This window comes from Actinacidiphila oryziradicis (genome assembly GCF_005047355.1).
Taxonomy (GTDB): domain Bacteria; phylum Actinomycetota; class Actinomycetes; order Streptomycetales; family Streptomycetaceae; genus Actinacidiphila; species Actinacidiphila oryziradicis.
Genome location: NZ_SUMC01000055.1, coordinates 33,875 through 56,468 on the forward strand (window position 1 = coordinate 33,875; position 22,594 = coordinate 56,468).

The 22,594-nt window shown below is 70.9% G+C and carries 20 protein-coding genes and 1 pseudogene; 8 read left to right on the plus strand and 13 right to left on the minus strand.

The features are described 5' to 3' along the window. Window positions 1-15: 15 nt before the first annotated feature. On the minus strand, window positions 16-507 hold the full coding sequence (locus tag FCI23_RS36750; RefSeq protein ID WP_136728511.1) for a MarR family winged helix-turn-helix transcriptional regulator: 492 nt from the start codon (window positions 505-507) through the stop codon (window positions 16-18). 133 nt (window positions 508-640) lie between these two features. On the opposite strand from FCI23_RS36750, the gene ilvA reads away from it, so the two are divergent. The 3 genes from ilvA (at window position 641) to FCI23_RS36765 (ending at window position 3,939) form a co-directional block, all read left to right on the plus strand. Beyond that, a complete protein-coding gene (gene ilvA / locus FCI23_RS36755) occupies window positions 641-1,879 on the plus strand; it encodes a threonine ammonia-lyase (protein WP_136728512.1) in 1,239 nt (412 codons plus the stop codon). Window positions 1,880-2,161: 282 nt separating this feature from the next. Next, window positions 2,162-3,115 (plus strand): ATP-binding cassette domain-containing protein, encoded by a 954-nt coding sequence (locus FCI23_RS36760; RefSeq protein WP_136728513.1) that lies wholly within the window; start codon window positions 2,162-2,164, stop codon window positions 3,113-3,115. Then, window positions 3,112-3,939, plus strand: coding sequence for an ABC transporter permease (locus FCI23_RS36765; protein ID WP_136728514.1), 828 nt, complete (start codon window positions 3,112-3,114; stop codon window positions 3,937-3,939). Before FCI23_RS36760 ends, FCI23_RS36765 begins: the two co-directional genes overlap by 4 nt. A 218-nt stretch (window positions 3,940-4,157) precedes the next feature. On the opposite strand, the gene greA is transcribed toward FCI23_RS36765, so the two are convergent. Together greA and FCI23_RS36775 are read right to left on the minus strand one after the other, a co-directional pair. Then, window positions 4,158-4,655, minus strand: a complete 498-nt coding sequence (greA, locus tag FCI23_RS36770) for a transcription elongation factor GreA (protein ID WP_136728515.1) — start codon at window positions 4,653-4,655, stop codon at window positions 4,158-4,160. 166 nt (window positions 4,656-4,821) lie between these two features. Next, window positions 4,822-5,223, minus strand: a complete 402-nt coding sequence (locus FCI23_RS36775) for a DUF4307 domain-containing protein (protein ID WP_136728516.1) — start codon at window positions 5,221-5,223, stop codon at window positions 4,822-4,824. Between the two features lie 120 nt (window positions 5,224-5,343). Here FCI23_RS36775 and mca point away from each other — a divergent pair, with 120 nt between their 5' ends. Together mca and FCI23_RS36785 are read left to right on the plus strand one after the other, a co-directional pair. Further along, window positions 5,344-6,219 (plus strand): mycothiol conjugate amidase Mca, encoded by an 876-nt coding sequence (gene mca / locus FCI23_RS36780; RefSeq protein ID WP_136728517.1) that lies wholly within the window; start codon window positions 5,344-5,346, stop codon window positions 6,217-6,219. 3 nt (window positions 6,220-6,222) lie between these two features. Continuing rightward, window positions 6,223-6,489 (plus strand): hypothetical protein, encoded by a 267-nt coding sequence (locus tag FCI23_RS36785; protein ID WP_136728518.1) that lies wholly within the window; start codon window positions 6,223-6,225, stop codon window positions 6,487-6,489. Window positions 6,490-6,530: 41 nt separating this feature from the next. Here the strand turns inward: FCI23_RS36785 and FCI23_RS36790 are convergent, their stop codons facing one another. Genes FCI23_RS36790 through FCI23_RS36810 form a run of 5 tightly spaced genes read right to left on the minus strand, consistent with a single transcriptional unit; the run spans window position 6,531 to window position 12,908 of the window. After that, window positions 6,531-7,853, minus strand: coding sequence for a condensation domain-containing protein (locus FCI23_RS36790; RefSeq protein WP_136728519.1), 1,323 nt, complete (start codon window positions 7,851-7,853; stop codon window positions 6,531-6,533). A gap of 60 nt (window positions 7,854-7,913) precedes the next feature. Beyond that, window positions 7,914-8,837: an NAD-dependent epimerase/dehydratase family protein gene (locus FCI23_RS36795; RefSeq protein WP_136728520.1), complete on the minus strand. Its 924-nt coding sequence runs from the start codon at window positions 8,835-8,837 to the stop codon at window positions 7,914-7,916. Further along, window positions 8,834-10,216, minus strand: a complete 1,383-nt coding sequence (locus FCI23_RS36800) for a GNAT family N-acetyltransferase (protein ID WP_211265602.1) — start codon at window positions 10,214-10,216, stop codon at window positions 8,834-8,836. Before FCI23_RS36800 ends, FCI23_RS36795 begins: the two co-directional genes overlap by 4 nt. Continuing rightward, window positions 10,213-11,640: an aminotransferase class I/II-fold pyridoxal phosphate-dependent enzyme gene (locus tag FCI23_RS36805; protein WP_136728521.1), complete on the minus strand. Its 1,428-nt coding sequence runs from the start codon at window positions 11,638-11,640 to the stop codon at window positions 10,213-10,215. The genes FCI23_RS36800 and FCI23_RS36805 overlap by 4 nt, the downstream gene beginning before the upstream one ends. A gap of 35 nt (window positions 11,641-11,675) precedes the next feature. After that, window positions 11,676-12,908, minus strand: a complete 1,233-nt coding sequence (locus tag FCI23_RS36810; RefSeq protein WP_136728522.1) for a cytochrome P450 — start codon at window positions 12,906-12,908, stop codon at window positions 11,676-11,678. 230 nt (window positions 12,909-13,138) lie between these two features. Here FCI23_RS36810 and FCI23_RS36815 point away from each other — a divergent pair, with 230 nt between their 5' ends. Then, window positions 13,139-15,181 (plus strand): thioredoxin domain-containing protein, encoded by a 2,043-nt coding sequence (locus FCI23_RS36815; protein ID WP_136728523.1) that lies wholly within the window; start codon window positions 13,139-13,141, stop codon window positions 15,179-15,181. Between the two features lie 137 nt (window positions 15,182-15,318). On the opposite strand, the gene trhA is transcribed toward FCI23_RS36815, so the two are convergent. Continuing rightward, window positions 15,319-15,987, minus strand: a complete 669-nt coding sequence (trhA, locus tag FCI23_RS36820; protein ID WP_265737793.1) for a PAQR family membrane homeostasis protein TrhA — start codon at window positions 15,985-15,987, stop codon at window positions 15,319-15,321. A 280-nt stretch (window positions 15,988-16,267) separates the two neighbouring features. On the opposite strand from trhA, the gene FCI23_RS36825 reads away from it, so the two are divergent. Then, window positions 16,268-18,097, plus strand: coding sequence for a phosphoenolpyruvate carboxykinase (GTP) (locus tag FCI23_RS36825; protein WP_407646078.1), 1,830 nt, complete (start codon window positions 16,268-16,270; stop codon window positions 18,095-18,097). A gap of 145 nt (window positions 18,098-18,242) precedes the next feature. Here FCI23_RS36825 and FCI23_RS36830 read toward each other — a convergent pair whose 3' ends face one another. The 3 genes from FCI23_RS36830 to FCI23_RS36840 all read right to left on the minus strand — a co-directional run bounded on the left by FCI23_RS36830 (window position 18,243) and on the right by FCI23_RS36840 (window position 21,561). Then, a complete protein-coding gene (locus FCI23_RS36830) occupies window positions 18,243-18,650 on the minus strand; it encodes an SCO4983 family protein (RefSeq protein ID WP_136728525.1) in 408 nt (135 codons plus the stop codon). A gap of 75 nt (window positions 18,651-18,725) precedes the next feature. Next, window positions 18,726-19,937, minus strand: a complete 1,212-nt coding sequence (locus FCI23_RS36835; RefSeq protein ID WP_136728526.1) for a pyridoxal phosphate-dependent aminotransferase — start codon at window positions 19,935-19,937, stop codon at window positions 18,726-18,728. Between the two features lie 10 nt (window positions 19,938-19,947). Further along, window positions 19,948-21,561 carry an N-acyl-D-amino-acid deacylase family protein gene (locus FCI23_RS36840; RefSeq protein WP_136728532.1) on the minus strand — a complete coding sequence of 538 codons (1,614 nt, stop codon included), beginning with the start codon at window positions 21,559-21,561 and terminating at the stop codon, window positions 19,948-19,950. Between the two features lie 28 nt (window positions 21,562-21,589). Here FCI23_RS36840 and FCI23_RS36845 point away from each other — a divergent pair. Beyond that, window positions 21,590-21,766 (plus strand): annotated as a pseudogene (locus tag FCI23_RS36845) (GntT/GntP/DsdX family permease); the annotation flags it as partial. A 9-nt stretch (window positions 21,767-21,775) separates the two neighbouring features. Here FCI23_RS36845 and FCI23_RS36850 read toward each other — a convergent pair. After that, a partial coding sequence (locus FCI23_RS36850; RefSeq protein ID WP_169317092.1) for a zinc ribbon domain-containing protein occupies window positions 21,776-22,594 on the minus strand: 819 nt, incomplete at its 5' end.

Consider the following 22,594-nt stretch of genomic DNA (forward strand, 5'->3'; position numbering starts at 1 on the left):
GGCACCGGGCCGGCCTTAGGGGGTGTCCTCCGGGCGCTGGCCGACGGCCGAGTGATAATCGGAGAGCGCGACGTTGAAGCGCCCGAGCAGCTCGCAGAAGATCTCGCGCTCCGTCTCGGTCCACCCCTCGGTGACCACCGACATCAACTGCCGCCTGGAAGTGCGCACCTCGTCCAGCCGCCCCCGGCCCCGCGGGGAGAGCGCGAGGACCACCGCGCGGCCGTCCTCGGGATGGGAGGTGCGTTTGACGAGGCCGGAGTCGACAAGCGGGGCGACCTGCCGGGTGACGGTGGAGGAGTCGATTCCCATCCCTTCGGCGAGCGCCTTGACGCCCATCGGACCCTCGTTGTCGAGACGGTTCAGCAACAGGTAGGCGGCCCGGTCCATTGAGTTGCGCGCCTTGCCCACGCCGCCCAGACGGGTCTGCTCCGCTCGGCGGGCGAAGAGCGCAACCTGGTGCTGCATTCGCTCAAGGAGGTCGGTCGTTGTCTCCTGGGAAATCGGCATGGCCGGAAACTCGCGTTCTGTCGGTCCTGCGGAGGTTGGGAGAAGAGTACGCGGAGACCGGGTACGCGGTGGCCCACCAAGGGAAATCACGGGCTGGCGCGTGATACTGCTGCGAACTGCGAGAATTGAGCGTATGGAACACCCCGTGGCTTCCGCCGCGCACGCTGCCGGACACGCCGTCACGCTCGACGATGTGCGCGGTGCGCACAAAATGCTCTCCGGCGTCGCCCGGGTCACTCCCGTGGAGGGCAGCCGGTACCTCTCCGGGCTGGTCGGCGGGCCGGTGCACCTGAAATGCGAGAACCTCCAACGTACGGGCTCGTTCAAGATCCGCGGCGCATATGTGCGGATCGCCGGGCTCACCCAGGAGGAACGCGCGGCCGGTGTCGTCGCGGCGAGCGCCGGAAACCACGCACAGGGTGTCGCGCTCGCGGCATCGCTGCTGGGGGTGCGTTCCACCGTCTTCATGCCGGTCGCCGCCCCGCTGCCGAAGGTCGCGGCGACCCGCGACTACGGCGCCGAGGTGCGGCTCCACGGGCAGGTGGTGGACGAGACGCTGCGTGCGGCCCAGAAGTACGCCGAGGAGACCGGCGCGGTCCTCATCCACCCCTTCGACCACCCCGACGTCATCGCCGGGCAGGGCACCGTCGGCCTGGAGATCCTGGAGCAGTGCCCCGAGGTGCGGACGATCGTCGTCGGCATCGGCGGCGGCGGGCTCGCGGCCGGAATCGCCCTGGCGGTGAAGTCGGTGCGCCCGGACGTGCGGATCGTCGGGGTGCAGGCGGAAGGCGCTGCCTCCTACCCGCCGTCGCTGGCAGCAGGGCGTCCGGTGGCGCTGGACTCGGTGGCGACGATGGCTGACGGCATCATGGTCGGCCGGCCCGGGGACGTACCGTTCAAAATCATCAGCGATCTTGTCGACGAGGTCCTCACGGTCTCGGAGGACGACCTGTCCAGCGCGCTGCTGCTCTGCCTGGAGCGTGCCAAGCTCGTCGTCGAGCCGGCGGGCGCCAGCCCGGTGGCGGCGCTCCTCGCCGACCCGGGCGCCTTCACCGGGCCGGTCGTCGCGGTCCTGTCCGGCGGCAACGTCGACCCGCTGCTCATGCAGCGGCTCCTGCGCCACGGCATGGCCGCCGCCGGCCGCTATCTCTCGCTCCGGCTCCGGCTGACCGACCGCCCGGGCGCGCTGGCGGCCCTGCTCGGCCTACTGTCGGAGGCGGACGCCAATGTGCTGGACGTACGCCACGTACGCACCGACGCCAGGCTCGGGCTGACGGAGGCGGAGGTCGAGCTGCACCTCGAAACCAAGGGCCCCGAACACTGCGAAGCCGTTGCGGCGGCGCTCCGGGGCGCGGGGTACGCGATCCTCTGACACTTCTCCGACATGGCTGTGCCACTGCTCTGACCTCGTCGTCATGGCCGGGGCGGCAGCCGGGTTCGCCCGGCTGCCGCCCTTTGTCATGGGGCGGGCGCGCAGGTCAACGGGCACTGTCAGTGGCCACCCCTATTCTCCAAGTAGTGGAGTCGAGTGGCTGCCGTGGAGGCCGGCCAACGGTTCCTCGTGTCGGCCAAAACGGGTTGACGCGATATATCGCGTCTGGGATGCTCGCGCTGCATTGCATCGTGGACACCATTGATGAAGGGGATGCATCACATGCCAGGCGCCATCCATGCCGAGGGTCTAGTGAAGACCTTTGGAAAAGTCCGCGCGCTGGACGGAGTGGACCTCGACGTTCCGGAAGGCACAGTGCTGGGCCTGCTCGGCCCCAACGGCGCCGGAAAGACCACAGCGGTACGCGTACTGACGACCCTGCTGAAGCCGGACAGCGGAAAGGCGCTGGTGGCCGGCATCGATGTGCTGAAGCATCCGAATGAGGTGCGCCGTCATATCGGCCTGTCGGGGCAGTTCGCGGCGGTGGACGAATATCTCACCGGCCGGGAGAACCTGCAGATGGTCGGCCAGCTCTACCAGATGAGCGCCAAGGACGCCAAGGCCCGGGCGGCCGAGCTGTTGGAACGCTTCGGCCTGGGGGACGCGGCGGACCGGACGGCGAAGACGTACTCGGGGGGAATGCGGCGGCGCCTCGACCTGGCGGCGGCGCTGGTGGTGCGGCCACCGGTGATGTTCATGGACGAGCCGACCACAGGACTCGACCCGCGAAACCGGCTGGCGCTCTGGGAGGTGATCCAGGACCTGGTGGCAGGGGGGACGACGCTGCTGCTGACCACCCAGTATCTGGAGGAGGCCGATCGCCTCGCGCACGACATCTGCGTCATCGACCATGGCAAGGTCATCGCCCGCGGCACCTCCGACCAGCTCAAGGCCCAGATCGGCGGCGAGCGGGTGGAGGTCGTGGTCCATGAGCGCGACCATCTCGCCACGGCGACGGAGATACTGCGCGGCTTCGGCAAAGGCGCGGATGTCAAGGTCGAAGAGCACACCCGCAAGATCACTGTCCCGGTGACCGGCGGGGCCAAGCTGCTCGCGGAGGTGATCCGGGAACTGGACGCCCAAGGCATCGAGATCGACGACATAGGACTGCGCCGCCCGACCCTGGATGACGTGTTCATCTCGCTGACCGGCCACGCCGCGGAGGACACCAAGTGACGACCACTGTCATCACCGCCACCACCCAGTCCGTACGCGACTCGCTCGTCGTTGCCAGGCGAAATCTGATCCGGATGTCGCGCATCCCCGAGATGGTGATTTTCGGGCTGATTCAGCCGATCATGTTCGTGGTCCTCTTCTCGTACGTCTTCGGCGGGGCCATCCCTGTCCCCGGCCAGAGCAGCGGCGATCCGGTCACATACCGGAGCTTCCTGATGGCGGGCATCTTCGCCCAGACCGTGACCTTCGCCACGGCCGGCGCGGGGGCCGGCATCGCCGACGACATGCACAAGGGCCTCATCGACCGCTTCCGGTCGCTGCCGATGGCCCGCGGGGCCGTCCTCACCGGCCGTACCCTGGCGGACCTCGTCCAGACCGCGCTGACTCTCGTCGTGCTGGCGATCGTGGCGGTGATCGTGGGCTGGCGGATCCACAACGGCGTATTCAAGGCGCTCGCGGCCTTCGGGCTGCTGCTCCTGCTCGGCTACGCCTTCTCGTGGATCGGGGCGCTCATCGGCCTGTCCGTCCGCACCCCGGAGGCGGCCACATCAGGGGGGCTGATCTGGCTGTTCCCGCTGACATTCGTCTCGAACGCCTTTGTGCCGTCCAGCAGCATGCCCTCGTTCCTGAGGCACATCGCCGACTGGAACCCGTTCAGCGCCACCGTCCAGGCCGGCCGCCAGCTGTTCGGCAACCCCAGAGGGCTTGTCTCCGACGCCTGGCCCATGCAGCACCCGGTGGCCGCGTCGCTGCTCTGGTCCGTACTGATCATCGTGGTCTTCCGGACCCTGGCGGTGCGGAAGTACCGCTCGGCGGCGGCGTAGGGAAGCGTCATAAAACGCCGGACGGGCCTGCTGCCGCGGCAGCAGGCCCGTCCGGCGACGGGCGGGTGCCCAGAGATCGCCCGAGTAGCCCGGCTACGAGGACGACGCCGATCTCCCCCGGACTTCGTCCGGGGGAGCCCCCACCACAGTGCGATCGCACCCACCAGCCGAAGCGGGGCCCGCCCTCCGGGCGGCCGCCGCTATTTGTCAGACAGGGCCTAGCCCTGGTAGGGCTTCGCCTCAAGGATCGTCACGGATGTCTTCTTGCCGTTCGGCAGCTCGTAGCTCGCCTTCTGCCCGACCTTCTTGCTGTTCACGCTCGAGCCGAGCGGCGACTGCGGCGAGTAGGTGTCGAGGACCGACGACACATACTCGCGGGAGCCCAACAGGAAGGTCAGGGTGTCATCCGGGTCGCCGTCGAAGGCGATGGTGACGACCATGCCCGGTGCGACCACGCCATTGTCCGCCGGGGCCTCACCGACCTTCGCGTGCTCCAGCAGCTGGGTCAGCTGGCGTACTCGCAGCTCCAGCTTGCCCTGGTCCTCGCGTGCCGCGTGGTAGCCGGCGTTCTCCTTGAGATCGCCTTCCTGGCGGGCTTCCTCGATCTTGGCGACGATCTCGGCGCGTGCGGGACCAGACAGATGCTCCAGCTCTGCCCTGAGCTGGTCGTACGCCTCCTGGGTGAGCCAGGTGACGTTGTCGCTGGTCTGGGTCACAGGTGCTCCTCGTCGGTACTCAACGCTTGCTTACGTTTGCTTTGCCGTTGCTCGGCAGGGCGAAACCACGAGACTAACAATTCCGGACGAGACCGGGCAGCAGAAAACCCTCACCTCGCGTGAGTCCTACTGTGCGCCCGCCGTCAGCTCCAGGTCCGGTCCGGGCCTAGGCCTGCTTGCAGCTGACCAGCTCGGCCGCCGTCGCGCGGCTGGTGGTACGTACCGTCACCACCGTATCCACCTGCCCCCGGTGCTCCGCGACAGGCACATCCCGGCGGCCCACCTCGTTCTGATTCACGTCCAGCGCCCGCAGAGTACACACCCCGGCCGTGCCGGCGGGCTTGTTGACTTCCAGGTGCACCTCGACCGCCTGGTCAGAGACGACCTTGAATGTGACCAACTGCCCGCTGACCTGCGCTCCGGCCAGGTAGTGCCACCCGAGCCAGCCCACCAGTACCGCCAGTGCCACCCCGCACACGACCGCAACCTGCCGCAGCCGCCGGTCCGCCCGCGCGTCGGCGCTGTGGCCGTAACGCCCCTTGGGCAGCTCCTCACGCAACGCGGTCATGAACAATCCTTCCGGTTCGGCGCCGGATCAGGGCCGGATCGGGGCCTATGGAAATAATCGACCCCTCGCATCGGTCACTATAGAAGTCGTCTCCAGCGGCCATTAACCGAGGATCGAGCCTTGACCGAGCAGTTGCGACTGATGGCAGTCCACGCGCACCCCGACGATGAGTCGAGCAAGGGCGCCGCCACCATGGCCAAGTACGTGTCCGAGGGGGTGGATGTGCTGGTGGCGACATGCACGGGCGGCGAGCGCGGCTCCATCCTCAACCCCAAGCTCCAGGGGGACACCTACATCGAGGAGCACATCCACGAGGTCCGGTCCCGCGAGATGGACGAGGCTCGTCAGATCCTCGGCGTCAAGCAGGCCTGGCTGGGCTTCGTCGACTCCGGCCTCCCGGAGGGCGACCCGCTGCCCCCGCTCCCCGAGGGCTGCTTCGCCCTCGTCGACGTGGACGAGGCAGCCGGGGCGCTGGTGAAACTCATCCGCGAGTTCCGGCCGCACGTCATCACCACGTACGACGAGAACGGCGGCTACCCCCACCCCGACCACATCCAGACCCACAAGATCTCCATGGTCGCCTTCGAGGCGGCCGGTGACCCGGACCGGTACCCCGGGGCCGGCGCCCCCTGGACCCCCCTGAAGCTCTACTACAACCAGGGCTTCAACCGCGCCCGCACGGTCGCCCTGCACGAGGCCCTGCTGTCGCGCGGCCTGGAGTCCCCGTACGGCGAATGGCTGGAGCGCTGGAAGTCCTTCGACCGGCCGGAGCGGTCCATCACCACGCACGTCCCCTGCGCCGAGTACTTCGAGATCCGCGACAAGGCGCTGCTCGCCCACGCCACGCAGATCGACCCGGACGGCGCCTGGTTCCACGTACCCATGGACATCCAGAAAGAGGTCTGGCCGACCGAGGACTACGAGCTCGCACGGTCTCTGGTCGACACGTCTCTTCCTGAGGACGACCTCTTCGCGGGCGTCCGCGAGGCCGGGTAGACAATGGGTCCCGTGAACGCGACATTCAGCATGGCCGCAGCCCACCTCGTTCCGCTCGCCCAAGAGCTGGACCAGAACAAGGTGACCCCGGGGCTTCTCGGCTTCGTGATCTTCGCCCTTATCGGCAGCGCCCTGTGGCTGCTGATGAAAAACATGACCAAGCAGTTCGGAAAGGTCGACTTCGAAGAGGCTCCCGACCCAGATGCGGACCCGGGCACGGGGCCGGCACCCGAGCCCGCGGCGGCGAAGACGAGTCACTCCGGAGAGTGACGTCCTCGTCTGCGGATGACGCGCGGTGCCCGGGGACGCGCTCAGCGGGTCCGGCGGGTGCCGTGGACCTCGGGGGTCCCGGGGACGCTGGAGTGAACCACGCGATCGCGGGACCCTCCTGAAGGGCTGCCCATGAGATGGGCCATGGCCCGCTCACAGAGCTGCTCGCAGCCGTCCCCGTCGGTCGAGGTGACGCCGAAGAAGATCCGGCCGCCGAGTCCGGCAACGAGGACGAGAGGCGCACCGGACAGACTGGTATGAGCGGCGCCGTAGCACGCGGACAGCCGCAGCGGGCCGTAGTCGAGGGGGATGGACAGCCGGGCGTTGCTGATCGAGACGTCGAAGCGGGCGCCCTTCTCCTCGCCGCGCCGGAGGGCGGAGCTGATGGTCGTGCGGGGGAGGAACGGCAGCAGGCGGAAAGCGCGGACGAGGGGACGTAGCGCGGCAGGGGCCAGCCGGCTGTGGAGGTCGGCTCTTACGTCGCGGGCGAGGCCCCAGACGTCACCTCGGCCGGTGCCGTCGACGGGCAGCAGAAAACTGGTGGCGTAGAGGCCGACCGCCTCGTGGGCCACGGGATTCAGGATGCGGCGGAGGTCGGCGGCCACGGCGATGCGGGCCGGCTGCGGGACGCGGTGGGCGAGGGCGCGGGCGAAGGCGGCGCAGAGGGCCGACTGGAGGGTGGTCCCTTCGGCGCGGCAGCGGGCGAGCAGGGTGGCGGTCTCGTCGGCGCCGAGGGACCAGGTGGAGTAGACGAGGCGCCCGGCAGGACGCGGTGGGCGGGCGGCGCCCCGGAGCATACGGGCGACCTTGAGCAGATCGGTGGGGTTGACGCGGCAGCCGGGCAGCAGGTCGTCGGCGGGCGGGGCGATGACGGGGCCGGTGCCGGGGCTCGGCTCGGGGCGGGGGTCGGCGAGCCGTTGGAGGACGTCGCGCAGGACGATGCCGGCGGAGACGGCGTCGGCGACGAGGTGGTGGTAGACGCCGACGAGATCGAAGGAGTCGCCCGCGTCGACCAGGACGAACCGGACGAGGGGGCCGGCGGCGGTGTCGAAGCGCCGCCGGAGCTCTTCCTCGACGACCCGGGCCCAGGTGTCCGGGGAGTCGGCCCTGATCACCCGGAGCTCCGGATCAGGGACGTCCTCCGTCGTCAGCCAGGCCTGCCAGCGCCCCGGGCCGGCGATACGGACCCCCAGCAGAGGGTGCCGCCGGCGGACGGCGGCAAGGGCCACGCGGAGCCGGTCGGGGGTAACGCGGCCCTGGACCCGGCCGGTGGCGGTGAAGTTGACGGGGAGCGTTTCGCCCGCGGCCCACATGAACCGTTCGGTCGGGGAGAGGCGTCGGCGCACGTTCTGGATCTCCGTCACTTCTCGCTCTTCTCGCACCCGGGCTACGGGCCTTGCACACCGGTTATACGGGGATCCGGGTTACGGGCCGAGCGCGACGCGCAGGCCCTCGGACAGCGTGATCCGGGGGATGAACGGCAACCGGCCCGGGGCGCTCGTCCATGCCGGGTGCAGGGCCTCCGTGACCTTGTCCGGGCCCAGGCGCGACGCCCGGCCCACCGTGCGCGCCGCCGCCATCGCCACCGCCCCCGGAACATGCACCACCCGCGGTGCCCTCCGCCCCAGCGCCGTGGCGACAGCCGCGCCGATGTCGTCCCAGAGATGCTCGGCACCATCGCTGACGTGGTAGATCCCGCCCGCCGCCCCGGCCTCCCCCGCCGTGAGCAGCGCGCGGCACAGGTCGTCCACATGGATCAGGGAGTAATGGCGCGGCCCTGGCCGGCCGACCGCCGGGAGCACCCCAATGCGCACCGCCCCCACCAGGCCCGGCAGAAACGCCGGGTCCCCGGGGCCGTAGACGATCGGCGGCCGGACGACGACCGCGCGGACCCGGCTGCCGACGCCGTCGGCACCGCCTTCCTCACGCAGTGCGAGCTCACCGCCGAGCTTGCTGCGGCCATACGCGGAGACCGGCGCCGGTACGTCCTCCTCGCGGCGCTGCCGACCGGGGCCGGAGGCCGCGAGCGACGAGCAGTAGACCAGGCGCGGCGGCTCCGGCTGCGCGGCGACGGCCGCACGCAGCCGCCGGGTGCCCTCGGCGTTGATCTCGGCATACACGCGCGGGTCGGCGGCCCGGGTCACCCCGGCCAGATGGATGACCCGGTCGGCGTCCCGCACGGCCGTCAGCAGTCCGGCGCCGGTGGCGAGGTCCCCGTGTGCCGCCCGCGCCCCGGGCACTCGCCGGCCGTCACGCACCAGGGCGGTGATCTCATGTCCGCCCTCCGCGAGATGGCGCAGCAGCCGCCGCCCGATGAATCCGGTGGCCCCGGTGACGAGGTACCTCACGGCTCGCCGCCGAGGCCGCCCCCGGCGGCGCCTCCGGCCGAGCTCTGCGGGCGCTGGGCACCGCCCGCGACACCGTCCGCTGCCTCTGTCGCCGTGCGCTCGCCGCGGGTCTCCGGCCGGGGAAGGGTGCCGGCGGGGCGTGGTGCCGGGGTTGTGGGGTGGGCGGTGACGTGTGCGGGTTCCGGGCCGGCATCAGCCGCTGTCGCCGACGAGGCCTGGGCGGGCAAGGCCCTCCGGAGTGCGCCCGGGTCGCGTTCGTAGAGCCGGTGGGTGCGGAAGAGGATGCCGCCGACGGCCTTGGCGTAGCGGTTGGCGTGGTGGTTGTCCTCCAGGATCCAGGAGAGCTCGCTCTCGGCGTAGCCGAGGCGGAAGGCGGCACGCTGCGCCTGGGTGAACATGGCGGCGGCGAGGCCGCGGTTGCGGTGCTCCTTCTTGATGCCGGAGGTGACGGCCCGGGTGCGGTTGATCCGGCGGCCCGCCCGGCTGATGCGGATGAGGCCGGTGGGTACGCCGCAGGTGGTGAGGCGGCCGTGGGCGGCGCGGAGGGCCTGGTTGGTGTCGGGCAGCCAGAGGCTGAAGGCGGCGGGCTCGCCGTGCACCTCGACGAGCTGGAGCAGTTCGGGCCGGATGATCGGCTTCAGCTGCCTTACCGTGTGCTCGAATTCGCGGTCGGTCATGGGGACAGAGGCGTAGTTCTCGGCCCAGGCGTCGTTGTAGATGTCCTTGACGGCGGCGAGATCGGCGTCGAAACGCTTCGGGTCGAGCGGCCGGACCCGGACGCCCGGGGCACTGAGGGCGCGGTCGGCGGCGCGCCGGACGATGGCGGGGGGCTCGCCGTCGGGCGGCATGGGGATCCGCCAGGACAGCAGGTCTTTGGCCTTGCTGAAGCCGCAGCCGGTGAAGAGCTCCGGATAGTACGCGGGGTTGTGCGGCATCAGCATGGTGGGCGGCCCGTCGAAGCCGTCGACCAGCACCCCGCACTCGTCGTTGGTGGAGAAGCTGAACGGGCCGAGCATCCGGCTGAGGCCCCGCTCGCCGAGCCAGTCGGCGGCGGCGTCGAAGAGCTCCGCCGCGGCTTCGGGGTCGTCGGCGCACTCGAAGAGGCCGAACTGGCCGCACTTGGGGTCGTGCCGTTCGTTGTAGCGGGGGTCGACGATGGCGGCGATCCTGCCGACGACCTGGCCGCCGCGCCGGGCGAGGAAGAGCTGGACCGTGCCGATGCCGTGGAAGGGGCTGCGGCGCGGGTCGAGGAAGGCGCGCCGCTCCCGTTCGAGGGGGGCGACCCAGTACGGGTCGTCGCGGTAGACGGCGTACGGGAGGCGGATGAAGGCGGTGACATCGGCACGGCCTCGTACGGGGGTGACGGCGAGGGCGGTCACCGGGCGCTCACCGGGGCCGGGGCCGGGGCCGGGATCAGGGGCGTCACCAGGGACGGGACCGAGGCCGGGACTGCATCCGGGGCCGGGATCGGAGCCGCAACCGGCGTCACAGCCGCACCCTGACTCACAGCCGCACCCGCACTCGGCGCCGCAGCCGTAGCCCCGTCCGACGCCTGCCGGGGCTGTGGCGTGGCGGCGGTTCCGGCGATCAGGCGGAGGCGGCGGCCGGCGGCGGTGAAGGCGTCGAGGATCCGGTCGAGATGGCCGTCGGTGTGGGTGGCCTGGAGGGACAGCCGGATCAGCGCCCGGCCCACCGGCACGGCGGGCGCGACCACCGCGTGGGTGAAGACCCCTTCGTCGAGGATCTCCTTCCACAGCCGCGCGCACAGCTCGGCGTCGCCGACGTGCACCGGGACAATCGGGGTGACCGTTGCCGGTCCTGTCCGCGGCGCCGGGCCGCCGGTGTCGTAGCCGAGCGCCCGCAGCCCGCTGTCCAGCCGCTCGGCCAGGTTGAGCACCCGCGTACGACGCTCGGGTTCCGACTCGATGATGTCCAGCGCGGCGAGCGCGGCGCCGACGGCGGCAGGCGGCATCGACGCGGTGAAGATGACCGGCCGTGCGGTGTAGCGCAGGTAGCCGATGATGTCGGTCGGGCCGGCGAGTACGCCGCCGATGGAGCCGAAGCACTTCGAGAGGGTGCCGGTGTAGAGGTCGACGGCGTCCGGGAGGCCGAAGTACTCGGCCACGCCGTGTCCGCCTGCTCCCATCAGCCCGATGTCGTGGGCGCCGTCGACCACGAGCCTGGCGCCGTGGCGCCGGGCGAGGGCGGTGAGTTCGGGCAGCCGGCACAGGTCGCCCTCCATGGAGAACAGCCCGTCCGTGACGATCAGTTTGGCGGCGCCGGGATCGGCGGTGGCGAGCTGTCGCTCCAGGTCGGCCATGTCGGAGTGGCGGTACAGACGCTTGTCGGCCGAACCGAGCCGGATGGCGTCCACCAGAGAGGCGTGGTTGGCCATGTCGCTGAAGACGAGGTCACCTTTGCCGAGCAGCGGAGTGATCGCCAGGTTCGCCTGGAAACCGGTGGTGGTCACGATCGCCGCCGGGCAGCCGAGGAAGGCGGCCAGCCTGGCCTCCAGCTCCTCGTGCAGCGGCAGAGTCCCGCAGACCAGCCGGCTGCCGGAACACGAGGCGCCGTACTCGACCAGCGCCTTTGCGGCAGCCGCCGTTACCCGGGGGTCGCCGGACAGGCCCAGATAGTCGTTGCAGGCCGTCATGACCACGCGTACGCCGTCGACCAGCGCCTCCCCGCCGCTGGCCGCCATGGGGCGGTAGAACGGCCGTGGGCCGGTGTCCGTCAAGGCCCGGGCGAACGACGACAGATGCTTGTCGAAGATGTCCGCCGCTGGCACTGGGCTGTCCGCCATTGGTTGTCTCCTCATGTCCCCTCCCGCGCGCCCCTTCACGAAAGAGTGATGGGCAGGCGGGTGATGTCGGTCATGCTCGGTCCCGGCTGCCGTACCGGTGCGCCGGCGAGCCGTGCGCCCGGCAGCTCGCGGGCGAAGAGCCGTAGAAAAGCCGTTGCCTGGGTACGGGCCAGATGCGCGCCCAGGCAGTAGTGCAGCCCCGCTCCGAACGCCAGCAGGCGATGCGGGTCGCGGTACGGGTCGAAGGTGTGCGGGTCCTTGAACAACCGCGGATCGCGGTGCGCGGCGCCGAGGAGGGCATGGACGACCTGGCCGGCGGGCAGCGCCCGGCCGCCGAGCTCGGTGTCGGCGGCGGCGACCCGGGTCACGACACGCCCGGGCGGGTCCCAGCGCAGCACCTCGTCGGTGAGCCGGTCGGCGAAATCCGGCTCCTGGCGGGTCCTTTCGCCAAGTCCCGGGCGTGTCGAGAGCGCCAGGGCGAGGCTGGCCAGCAGCGCGGCGGTGGTGGGCACCCCGGCCGAGAACAGCGTCAGCAGCAGATGGCGCGCCCCGGCAGGGTCCTCGGCCGCCCAGCGGGACAGCAGGTCCCCGGCGGGCCGCCCGGCGCGTTCGGCCAGCACCCGGTCGTAGCAGGCCAGCTGGGCGGCAGCGGCCTCGTCGGCGCGGCGTACGACACTCGGCGGGCTGCCGAGTTCCTCGACCCGGACCATGGCGACGCTCTCGGCGGCGAGCCACGCCCGGTCGACCTCCGGCGGCAGTCCCAGGAGCCCGGCCAGCACGGCGGTGGGGAGCGGGTGGCAGAGCGCGGGCACGAGATCGGCCGCGCCGTCCCGGCGGACCCGGTCCGCGAAGGCCCTTACATGCTCCGCGGCCAGCGGCCCCACGAGCTCCGCCGCCGCACGCACCGCCCGGGGTGCCAGGGCCGCTGTCAGCGGGCTCCGCCGCTTTGTGTGCTCGGGCGGGTCCTGCTGGAGCGGCGTCTCGCAGAGCGCGACAGTGCTCGCGCTGGCCCGCCAGCCGGGGCGGTGGGCGTCGCGCCAGCGGGCGCTCAGAGTGAGCCAGGTCCGGTCGGCGAACACCTGCCGGCAGTCCTCGTAGCCGGTGACGAGCAGCGCATTCCAGGGGGTGGGGACCAGCGGTCCGGCGACGTGCAGCTCGTCGTACACACCGGCGAGCTCCTGCGGGTCCGAGGCCTGGCGCCACCGTCGTACGAGACCGGCCGCGCTGCGGGAGTCCCTGCGGGCGTCCAGGGTCGGGGTATTCAGCAAGGCTCTAACTCATCTGTCGTCGGAGGGCCGGGTCGGAGGGTCGGGAGGCCGGAACTAGCAGCGTGCTCCGCCGGACCTGCCCTGAGCCAGCCAAGTTGGCCCTTTTCACCCGCCCGTGGACGTAATTCGCTTTTCGCCCTTCACGTCCGATACGGTCGTCGGCTTTGCCCTGGGCCTTTCCCCGCAAGCGGCCGGCGCCACGAGGCGGCACCGTGTGTGAGGCTGGGGACATGGCAAACCGACTCAGCCGTTCCACCTCTCCCTATCTCCGCCAGCACGCCGACAACCCGGTCGACTGGTGGCCCTGGGGCGAGGACGCCTTCGCGGCCGCGCGTGAACGCGGAGTGCCGGTGCTGCTGAGCGTCGGGTACTCGGCGTGTCACTGGTGCCACGTCATGGCCCATGAGTCCTTCGAGGACGAGGACACGGCGGCGTACCTCAACGAGCACTTCGTGTCCGTCAAGGTGGACCGTGAGGAGCGCCCGGATGTCGACGCCGTCTATATGGAGGCGGTCCAGGCCGCGACGGGCCAGGGCGGCTGGCCGATGACCGTCTTTCTCACGCCGGACGCCGAGCCGTTCTACTTCGGGACGTACTTCCCGCCCGCGCCCCGGCACGGCATGCCGTCCTTCCGGCAGGTGCTGGAGGGCGTACGGGCGGCGTGGCGCGACAGGCGGGACGAGGTGGGCGAGGCCGCGGCCCGGATCGTACGGGACCTGGCGGGCCGGCAGATGGACTTCGGCGGCACGGCAGCGCCGGGCAAGGACGAGCTGCATGCCGCGCTGCTCGCGCTGACCAGGGAGTACGACGACCGGCACGGCGGATTCGGCGGGGCGCCGAAGTTCCCGCCGTCCATGGTGCTGGAGTTCCTGCTGCGGCACCACGCGCGGACCGGGTCGGAGGCGGCGCTGCAGATGGCGCAGGACACCTGCGAGTCGATGGCACGCGGCGGTATCTATGACCAGCTGGGCGGCGGCTTCGCGCGCTATGCGGTGGACCGGACGTTCACCGTGCCGCACTTCGAGAAGATGCTCTATGACAATGCGCTGCTGGCCCGGGTGTACGCGCACCTGTGGCGGGCCACGGGTTCGGATCTGGCGCGCCGGGTCGCCCTGGAGACCTGCGACTTCTTGGTGCGGGAGCTGCGCACGGCCGAGGGCGGCTTCGCCTCGGCCCTCGACGCGGACAGCGACCGCCCCGACGGCGGCCACGCCGAGGGAGCGTTCTATGTGTGGACGCCGGACGAACTGCGGGCGGTGCTGGGGGAGCAGGACGCGGCGCTCGCGGCCGGATACTTCGGGGTGACGGAGGCCGGCACCTTCGAGGAGGGCGCGTCGGTGCTCCAGCTGCCGGGCGACGGGGTGGCCGATGCCGCGCGGATCGGGTCCGTACGGGAACGGCTGCTGGCCGCACGCGAAGGGCGGCCGCGCCCGGGACGGGACGACAAGGTGGTCGCCGCCTGGAACGGGCTGGTTGTGGCGGCCCTCGCGGAGACGGGCGCGTACTTCGGCCGGCCGGACCTGGTGGAGGCGGCGGTGGGGGCCGCGGATCTGCTGGTGCGGGTGCACATGGACGAGGCCGGGAGGCTGGCCCGCACTTCGCGGGACGGTGTCACGGGCGGGCACGTGGGGGTGCTGGAGGACTACGCGGATGTGGCCGAGGGCTTTCTGGCGCTGAGCGCGGTGACGGGGGAGGGGGTCTGGGTGGACTTCGCCGGGCTGCTGCTCGACTCCGTACTGCGTCACTTCACGGCGCAGGACGGCATGCTGTACGACACCGCGGACGACGCGGAAGCGCTTATCCGCCGCCCCCAGGACCCCACCGACAACGCCGCGCCCTCGGGCTGGACGGCCGCCGCCGGGGCCCTCCTGTCGTATGCCGCCTACACCGGCTCGGAGGTCCACCGCGACGCCGCCGAGAAGGCCCTGGGCGTCGTGGGCGCCCTCGCCGGGCGCGCTCCCCGCTTCATCGGCTGGGGGCTCGCGGTGGCCGAGGCGGCCCTGGACGGCCCGCGCGAGGTCGCCGTGGCCGGCCCGGCCGACGACCCGGCGACGGGCGAGCTGCACCGCACCGCCCTGCTCGGCACCGCGCCGGGCGCGGTGGTGGCCGTCGGCGAGCCGGACAGTGAGGAGTACGCGATCCTGGCGCACCGCCCGCTGGTCGACGGGCGCCCGGCGGCGTATGTCTGCCGGCGCTTCGTCTGTGACGCGCCGACCGCGGACCCTGCGGGGCTGGCGGTGCGGTTGGGCGTGGCCGCAGGCCCTCTCCTCTGACCCTCCCCTTCCCGGCTGCGTCCGATATGCGGCTGGCGCCGTGGGGGGCCGCCCCCTGGACCCCCAGGTCCTCGAACGCCGGACGGGCTGGAATGTCACCAGCAGGGCGGCACGGGTGGCGTAGCCCTCGGAGGGGCTCAGGAGTGCGTGTAGGCCACCAGGGAGATCCCGACGTAGTGCACGATGAACGCCGCCAGCGTCAGTGAGTGGAACACCTCGTGGAAGCCGAACCACCGGGGCCACGGGTTCGGGCGCTTGGTCCCGTAGATCACCGCGCCCGCGCTGTAGAGCAGGCCGCCGGTGACGACCAGTACCAGCACCGCGATGCCGCCGGTGCGCATGAAGTCCGGCAGGAAGAAGACCGCCGCCCAGCCCAGGGCGATGTAGCACGGGGTGTAGAGCCAGCGAGGCGCACCGACCCAGAAGACCCGGAACGCTATTCCGGCCAGGGCGCCGGCCCACACGAACCACAGCAGTGCCTGCTGCTTGCCGTGTGGCAGCAGCAGGATTGTCAGTGGTGTGTACGAGCCCGCGATGATCAGGAAGATGTTGGCGTGGTCCAGCCGCCGCAGGATCGCCTCGCCGCGCGGGCCCCAGGTGCCCCGGTGGTAGAGCGCGCTGACCCCGAAGAGCGCGCACGCGCTGATGGTGAAGACCGCGCAGGCGATCCGGCCCCGGGTGCTCTCCGCGAACGCGGTCAGGATGACCCCGGCGACCAGGACCGCTGGGAACATGCCGGCGTGGATCCATCCTCGGAGCTTCGGCTTGAGCGGCGCGGGGATGAGTTCTTCAACGGCCTCGGTCACCTCCGCAGTGTCGTGGACGGTGGTCACGCCCGTCAATTACTACTTACGTAGCCGTAGGTTACCTGTGCGTAGCATTTCGGGGGCGGAGTGGTGCTGCTCACCCGGCGTCCCCTGGACAGATCGGGCGTGGTGTCCTGATACTCATATGAGTGCGGTCGATACCGGATGAGCAGAGCCCAACCACGAAGCATCCGGGTCGCAGCCCCCAAGGGGCCAACAGCAGAACCTCACACCCTCAATTTCTGACGCCGGGTGAGTGCACACCCGGCGGGATGGAGCGATCGTGGCGCAGGGAATTTCGGCTCCCACCAAACATCAGGAACTCATCGCCTGGGTCGACGAGATAGCCGGCCTCACCCAGCCCGACGAGATCGTGTGGTGCGACGGCTCCGAGGCCGAGTACCAACGCCTCGCCGACGAACTCGTGACCAAGGGCACCTTCACCAAACTCGACCCCATCAAGCGCCCCAATTCCTACTACGCGGCCTCCGACCCCACGGACGTCGCCCGCGTAGAGGACCGGACCTTCATCTGCTCCGAGAAGGAGGAGGACGCCGGCCCGACCAACCACTGGAAGCACCCCGACGAGATGCGCGCCATCTTCACGGGACAGGAGGGCACAGGCGAGAAGGGCCTCTTCCACGGCTCCATGCGCGGCCGCACCATGTACGTCGTCCCGTTCTGCATGGGGCCGATCGGCTCCCCGCTCTCCGCGCTCGGCGTCGAGATCACCGACTCCGCGTACGTCGCCGTCTCGATGCGCACCATGACCCGGATGGGCACCGAGGTGCTGGAGGAGCTCGGCGAGGACGGCAGCTTCGTGCACGCCGTGCACAGCGTCGGCGCCCCGCTGGCCGACGGCGAGGCGGACGTCCCGTGGCCGTGCAGCACCACCAAGTACATCTCGCACTTCCCCGAGAGCCGCGAGATCTGGTCCTACGGCTCCGGCTACGGCGGCAACGCCCTCCTGGGCAAGAAGTGCTACGCCCTGCGCATCGCCTCCGTCATGGCGCGCGACGAGGGCTGGCTCGCCGAGCACATGCTCATCCTCAAGCTCACCCCGCCGCGCGGTGAGTCGAAGTATGTGGCGGCCGCGTTCCCCAGCGCCTGCGGCAAGACCAACCTGGCGATGCTGGAGCCGACCACCCGCGGCTGGACGGTGGAGACCGTCGGCGACGACATCGCCTGGATGCGCTTCGGCGAGGACGGCCGGCTCTACGCCATCAACCCCGAGGCCGGCTTCTTCGGCGTCGCCCCGGGCACCGGCGAGGCGACCAACGCCAACGCCATCAAGACCCTGTGGGGCAACTCCGTCTTCACCAACGTCGCCCTCACCGACGACGGCGACGTGTGGTGGGAGGGCCTGACCGAGGAGCCCCCGGCCCACCTCACCGACTGGAAGGGCAACGACTGGACGCCGGAGTCCGGCACCCCGGCCGCCCACCCCAACGCCCGCTTCACCACCCCGGCGGGCCAGTGCCCGATCATCGCGCCCGAGTGGGAGGACCCCCGGGGCGTGCCGATCTCCGCCATCCTCTTCGGCGGGCGCCGCGCCTCGGCCGTACCGCTGGTGACCGAGTCCTTCGACTGGCAGCACGGCGTCTTCATCGGTGCCAACGTCGCCAGCGAGAAGACCGCCGCCGCCGAGGGCAAGGTCGGCGAGCTGCGCCGCGACCCCTTCGCCATGCTGCCGTTCTGCGGCTACAACATGGGCGACTACTTCGGTCACTGGGTCAAGCTCGGCAAGGAGCACGACCCCGAGAAGCTCCCCAAGATCTACTACGTCAACTGGTTCCGCAAGGACGCCGCCGGCCGCTTCGTCTGGCCCGGCTTCGGCGAGAACAGCCGCGTCCTGAAGTGGATCGTCGAGCGCCTGGAGGGCACCGCCAAGGGCGTCGAGACCCCCATCGGCATCCTCCCGGCCGAAGGCGCCCTCGACACCGAGGGGCTCGACATCAGCCAGGCCGACCTCGACCTGCTGCTCTCCGTCGACGTTGATGTATGGCGCGACGAGGCCGGCCTCATCCCGGCCCACCTGGAGACCTTCGGCGACCACACCCCGAAGGAGCTCTGGGACGAGTACCGCGCGCTGGTGTCGCGGCTCGGCTGAGGCAGCACCTTCCCGCCGCCGCAGCCAGCCGCGGCCGCCAGCCGCAAGGCTTGGGCCCGCCCCGCCCGCGTTGTGCGACGCGGGCGGGGCGGGCCCAGCGGCCCGGCCCGCCCGCGGCCGCCCCCGGGGGTTCGCCGCGGATTTCTCAGGCCGCGGTCAGCGCCGCCTGGTGGGCGTCCATACGCTGAGCGGAAAGCACCGCGCCGGTGGTGTCCTGGCGGGAGGCGGCGACCACGAGGGCCCGTCCGGCGAGGGCGTGGGCGCGGCGGTGGAGGGCGGTGACGCGGTCCTCCGCGGTATCGCCGGTCACGGCGGCGGGCTGAATGCGCAGGGGCGCCTTTCCGTGCCGGAGACGCTCGATGTGCGCGGAAAGCAGTTCGGCCGCGTGGCCGAGGTCGCTGCTGGGTGCGACAGCGAGCAGTTCGTCGGTGACGGTCAGCAGGGCGGCGAGGTGCCCGGCGAGCTGGAATTCCAGCTCTTCGTCGCGGGTGCGGCGTGGGATCGTCGGCGCCGCCACTGTATGGACCGAATTGGTGCGAATCGGTTCGTACATGGATGCACTCCTCTGGCCTTCAGGAGTACATCCTATCTTGGACTCTGTCTAAAAAGCGAATGCATCGCGGTCGATTTACGGCTGGGTGTAGCCGTCCAGGAACTTCGCGATCCGCTCCACCGCCATCGTCAGGTCCTCCTTCGGCGGCAGCGTCACCAACCGGAAGTGATCCGGCTCCGGCCAGTTGAAACCGGTGCCCTGCACCACCAGGATGCGCTCGGTCCGCAGCAGGTCCAGGACCATCTGCTGGTCGTCCTTGATCGGATACACCTTCGGGTCCAGCTTCGGGAACGCGTACAGCGCGCCCTTCGGCCGGACGCACGACACGCCCGGGATCTGCGTCAGCAGCTCATATGCGGTGTCCCGCTGCTCCGTCAGCCGTCCGCCCGGCAGTACCAGGTCCTTGATGGACTGCCGCCCGCCCAGCGCCGTCGCCACCGCGTGCTGCGCCGGCACATTCGCGCACAGCCGCATATTGGCGAGGATCGTGAGCCCCTCCAGGTAACTGGTCGCGTGCGCCTTCGGCCCGCACACCGCGAGCCAGCCGCTGCGGTAACCGGCCACCCGGTAGGCCTTGGACAGTCCGTTGAAGGTGAGCGTGAGCAGATCCGGCGCGATCGCGGCGGTGGGGGTGTGGGTGGCGTCGTCGTAGAGGATCTTGTCGTAGATCTCGTCGGAGCAGACGACCAGATTGTGGCGGCGCGCGATGTCCGTGAGCTCGCGCAGCAGCTGGTCGTCGTAGACCGCACCCGTGGGGTTGTTCGGGTTGATTATGACGATGGCCTTCGTGCGGTCGGTGATCTTCCGCTCGATGTCCGCCAGGTCCGGATACCAGTCCGCCTGCTCGTCACACCGGTAGTGCACCGCTGTCCCGCCGGACAGCGACACCGACGCCGTCCACAGCGGGTAGTCCGGCGACGGGATCAGCACCTCGTCGCCGTCGTCCAGGAGGGCCTGCATCGACATCTGGATCAGCTCGGACACGCCGTTGCCGAGGAAGATGTCCTCGACATCCAGGTCGATGCCCTTGGTCTGGTAGTGCTGCATCACCGCGCGCCGGGCCGGGAGGATGCCCTTGGAGTCGCCATAGCCGTGCGCGTCGCCGAGGCTGCGCAGCATGTCCTCCAGGATCTCCGGCGGGCACTCGAAGCCGAACGCCGCCGGATTGCCGGTGTTCAGCTTCAGGATGCGGTGGCCCGCCGCCTCCAGCCGCATGGCCTCCTCGAGCACCGGCCCCCGGATGTCGTAGCAGACATTGGCGAGCTTCCTGGACTGGATCACCTGCATGTCGTTGAGCTTACGGGGGCGTAACGTTCCTCGCTCCGTGTTCTTGGCCACGCCCGCCCATCGGGCGACGTACCGACCGGCCCGCCAGAACGTCCGTACGGCGGCCGTTCTCGATGACGAAACGGCCGTCGATCAGCACATGCGGGATGCCCCGCGGCGGCGTGCGCGGCTGGTCGAAGGTGGCGCCCGCCGCGACCGTATCCGGGTCGAAGAGGACGAGATCGGCGCGGTAGCCGGTGCGCACCAGGCCCCGGTCGGGCAGCCGGAGGCGGGCGGCGGGGCGGCCGGTGAGGTGGGCCACGCATTCATCCAGGCTGAGAACGCCCAGGTCACGGGCGTAGTGGCCCAGGTAGTGCGGGAAGGTGCCGTACGCGCGGGGGTGCGGCTTGGCGCCGGTGAGAAGGCCGTCGCTGCCGCCGGTGTGGACGCGGTGGCGCATGATCGTACGCAGATTGGCCTCGTGGCCGACGTGCATCAGGATCGCCGGCCGCAGCCGGTCCTGGAGCAGCAGGCGCCGGGCGGTGGCGAAGCCGTCGAGCCTGCGACCGATGTGACCGGCCAGCGACGGGTCGCCTACTCCGGAGATCTCGATCGCCGACCAGTCGATCGGGACGCCGTGGTGGCCGTCGGCACCCTCGACCTCCATCGCGTGGCGGATGCGCTCCGCCGTGGCGTCGTCCCGGAGGCGGTGGAGGGTGGCCTCGGGGCCGCCCTCGGCCGCCCAGCTGGGCAGCATCGCGGCGAGGGTGGTGCAGCCAGGCAGGTAGGGATAGCTGTCGAGGGTGATGTCGGCGCCCGCGGCGAGCGCCTCGTCCAGCAGCGCGATGAGCTCGGGGGCGCGGTTCTCGTTCACGCCGAAGTTCATCGTGGCGTGGGCTAGATGCAGGGCGCAGCCGGCCTGCCGGGTGACCGCGATCATCTCTTCGTACGCCTGGAGTGCTCCGGCGCCGTAGGAGCGGTGGTGCGGGCAGTAGTACCCGCCGTATTCGGCCACGACGCGGCACAGCTCGGTCAGTTCTCCATCGGATGCATACATTCCGGGTGTGTAGGTCAGCCCGGAGGAGAGGCCCACGGCGCCCTGTTCCATGCCCTCCGCGACCAGCCGCCGCATGGCCGTGAGCTCCGCCGGGGTCGCCGGACGGTCCTCCCAGCCGACCACCAGTGCCCGGACCGTCCCCTGCGGCACGAGATACGCGGCGTTGACGGCGATGCCCCGGTCCAGGCGGTCCAGGTACTCCCCGACCGTCCGCCAGTCCCAGACGAGGCCGGGCGGGTCGCCGTTCCAGCCGGCGATCTGGGCGCGGACGGAGCCGAGGGTGTGGTCGTCGACGGGCGCGTACGACAGGCCGTCCTGGCCGATCACTTCCAGGGTCACGCCCTGGGCGGCCTTCGCCTCGTGCGACGGATCGGTGAGCAGCGCGAGGTCACTGTGCGCGTGCATGTCGATGAACCCGGGTGCCAGGGCGAGCCCCTCGGCATCGATGACCCGGCGGCCGCTCGGACGCCGCCCGGTGCCGGGGCGGTGGATCCCGGTGATCCTGCCCTCCTCGATGCCGACATCCGCCCGGTACGAGGCACCTCCGGTGCCGTCGATGACGCGGGCATCGCGGAAGACCAGGTCCATAGGGCTGCCTTTCTCGCCGTCGTTGCAAATGGCCATCTCGGCCGGATCGATCTTCGCCTCGCACGTCAACGACGGGGGCTTCTGGATGGTCGCCAAGTACTTCGGCATCAGCGAGCGGGACACCTTGAAGACCTGGACCGTCCTGGAGACGGTGCTGTCGGTCGTCGGCTTCGGCATGGCCGGCGCGCTGAGCCTCGTCATATAGGAAGCGTCTCTAGAACTCTGTGTGTGCCTGTGGTTTCCAGGCTTTTCGGGCGCGGCGTGGCCGTGTGCGGTTGCCGTCCGGTGGTCCGAACCTTGGGGTGAGGGGGTGGACCTCGGTGGCGTGCAGGTGGTGGAAGCCGGTCCGCTTGGCGGCGCGGGTGCGCTGCCGGCAGGTTCTGTGTGAGAGCCGTCTCCGGCCGGCCGGAAGAAGATCTTCGGGTCGGTGGGGTGCGGGTACTCCATGACCTGGCACCGGCCCGGATACGGCGGCTGGTGTCGTGGTGTCATGCCCCGCCGGACGCTGGACTGTCCCCGTGGTGGGGGTGGTGGCGGGGACCGTACGCACATCGGGCATACGGCGGGAAGTCTTGTGGCCCGGGGCCTGTGCCGGGGCGGCGCGCCGGGCACTTCGGTGCCGGGTGCTGCTCGGCCTGCCGGGGGTGGGGTGTCCCTTGCTCTCGGTGGCCTTGGGCCTGCGCGGGCGGGGCGGGGCCTGCTCCGCGCGGCGCTGTCGGCGCAGACGGCGGGTGGTCTTCTTCGGACGCCGGACCAGAGCCACCGTGCCCTCCACCGTGGTGCGGATACTCCGGGCACCGGTGGCGCGTTCGGCGGTGGTGTGGCTCTGGGCGAGCAGGCCGCGGGAGAGGATCCGGCGGGCGGCGGCGTGATCCCGGTCCATGGACAGTCCGCAGCCCGCGCAGTGCGCCCACTTCCAGCCGCGCTCGTGAAGCCGGTCGGGGGCGGGGTGGTGGGTGAGCTTGCCGAGGCAGCCGGGGCACAGCTTGGAGGTGCCCCGGGCCGGGACGGTGACCACCGCGATCCCGGCCTT

Excerpts from the sequence above, each read along its gene's own strand:
- FCI23_RS36750 (WP_136728511.1), bottom strand. The coding sequence starts at position 507 with ATGCCGATTTCCCAGGAGACAACGACCGACCTCCTTGAGCGAATGCAG.
- FCI23_RS36830 (WP_136728525.1), bottom strand. The coding sequence starts at position 18,650 with ATGTACGAACCGATTCGCACCAATTCGGTCCATACAGTGGCGGCGCCG.
- FCI23_RS36805 (WP_136728521.1), bottom strand. The coding sequence starts at position 11,640 with ATGGCGGACAGCCCAGTGCCAGCGGCGGACATCTTCGACAAGCATCTG.
- FCI23_RS36815 (WP_136728523.1), top strand. The coding sequence starts at position 13,139 with ATGGCAAACCGACTCAGCCGTTCCACCTCTCCCTATCTCCGCCAGCAC.
- FCI23_RS36775 (WP_136728516.1), bottom strand. The coding sequence starts at position 5,223 with ATGACCGCGTTGCGTGAGGAGCTGCCCAAGGGGCGTTACGGCCACAGC.
- FCI23_RS36835 (WP_136728526.1), bottom strand. The coding sequence starts at position 19,937 with ATGCAGGTGATCCAGTCCAGGAAGCTCGCCAATGTCTGCTACGACATC.
- FCI23_RS36785 (WP_136728518.1), top strand. The coding sequence starts at position 6,223 with ATGGGTCCCGTGAACGCGACATTCAGCATGGCCGCAGCCCACCTCGTT.
- FCI23_RS36840 (WP_136728532.1), bottom strand. The coding sequence starts at position 21,561 with ATGGACCTGGTCTTCCGCGATGCCCGCGTCATCGACGGCACCGGAGGT.
- FCI23_RS36760 (WP_136728513.1), top strand. The coding sequence starts at position 2,162 with ATGCCAGGCGCCATCCATGCCGAGGGTCTAGTGAAGACCTTTGGAAAA.
- ilvA (WP_136728512.1), top strand. The coding sequence starts at position 641 with ATGGAACACCCCGTGGCTTCCGCCGCGCACGCTGCCGGACACGCCGTC.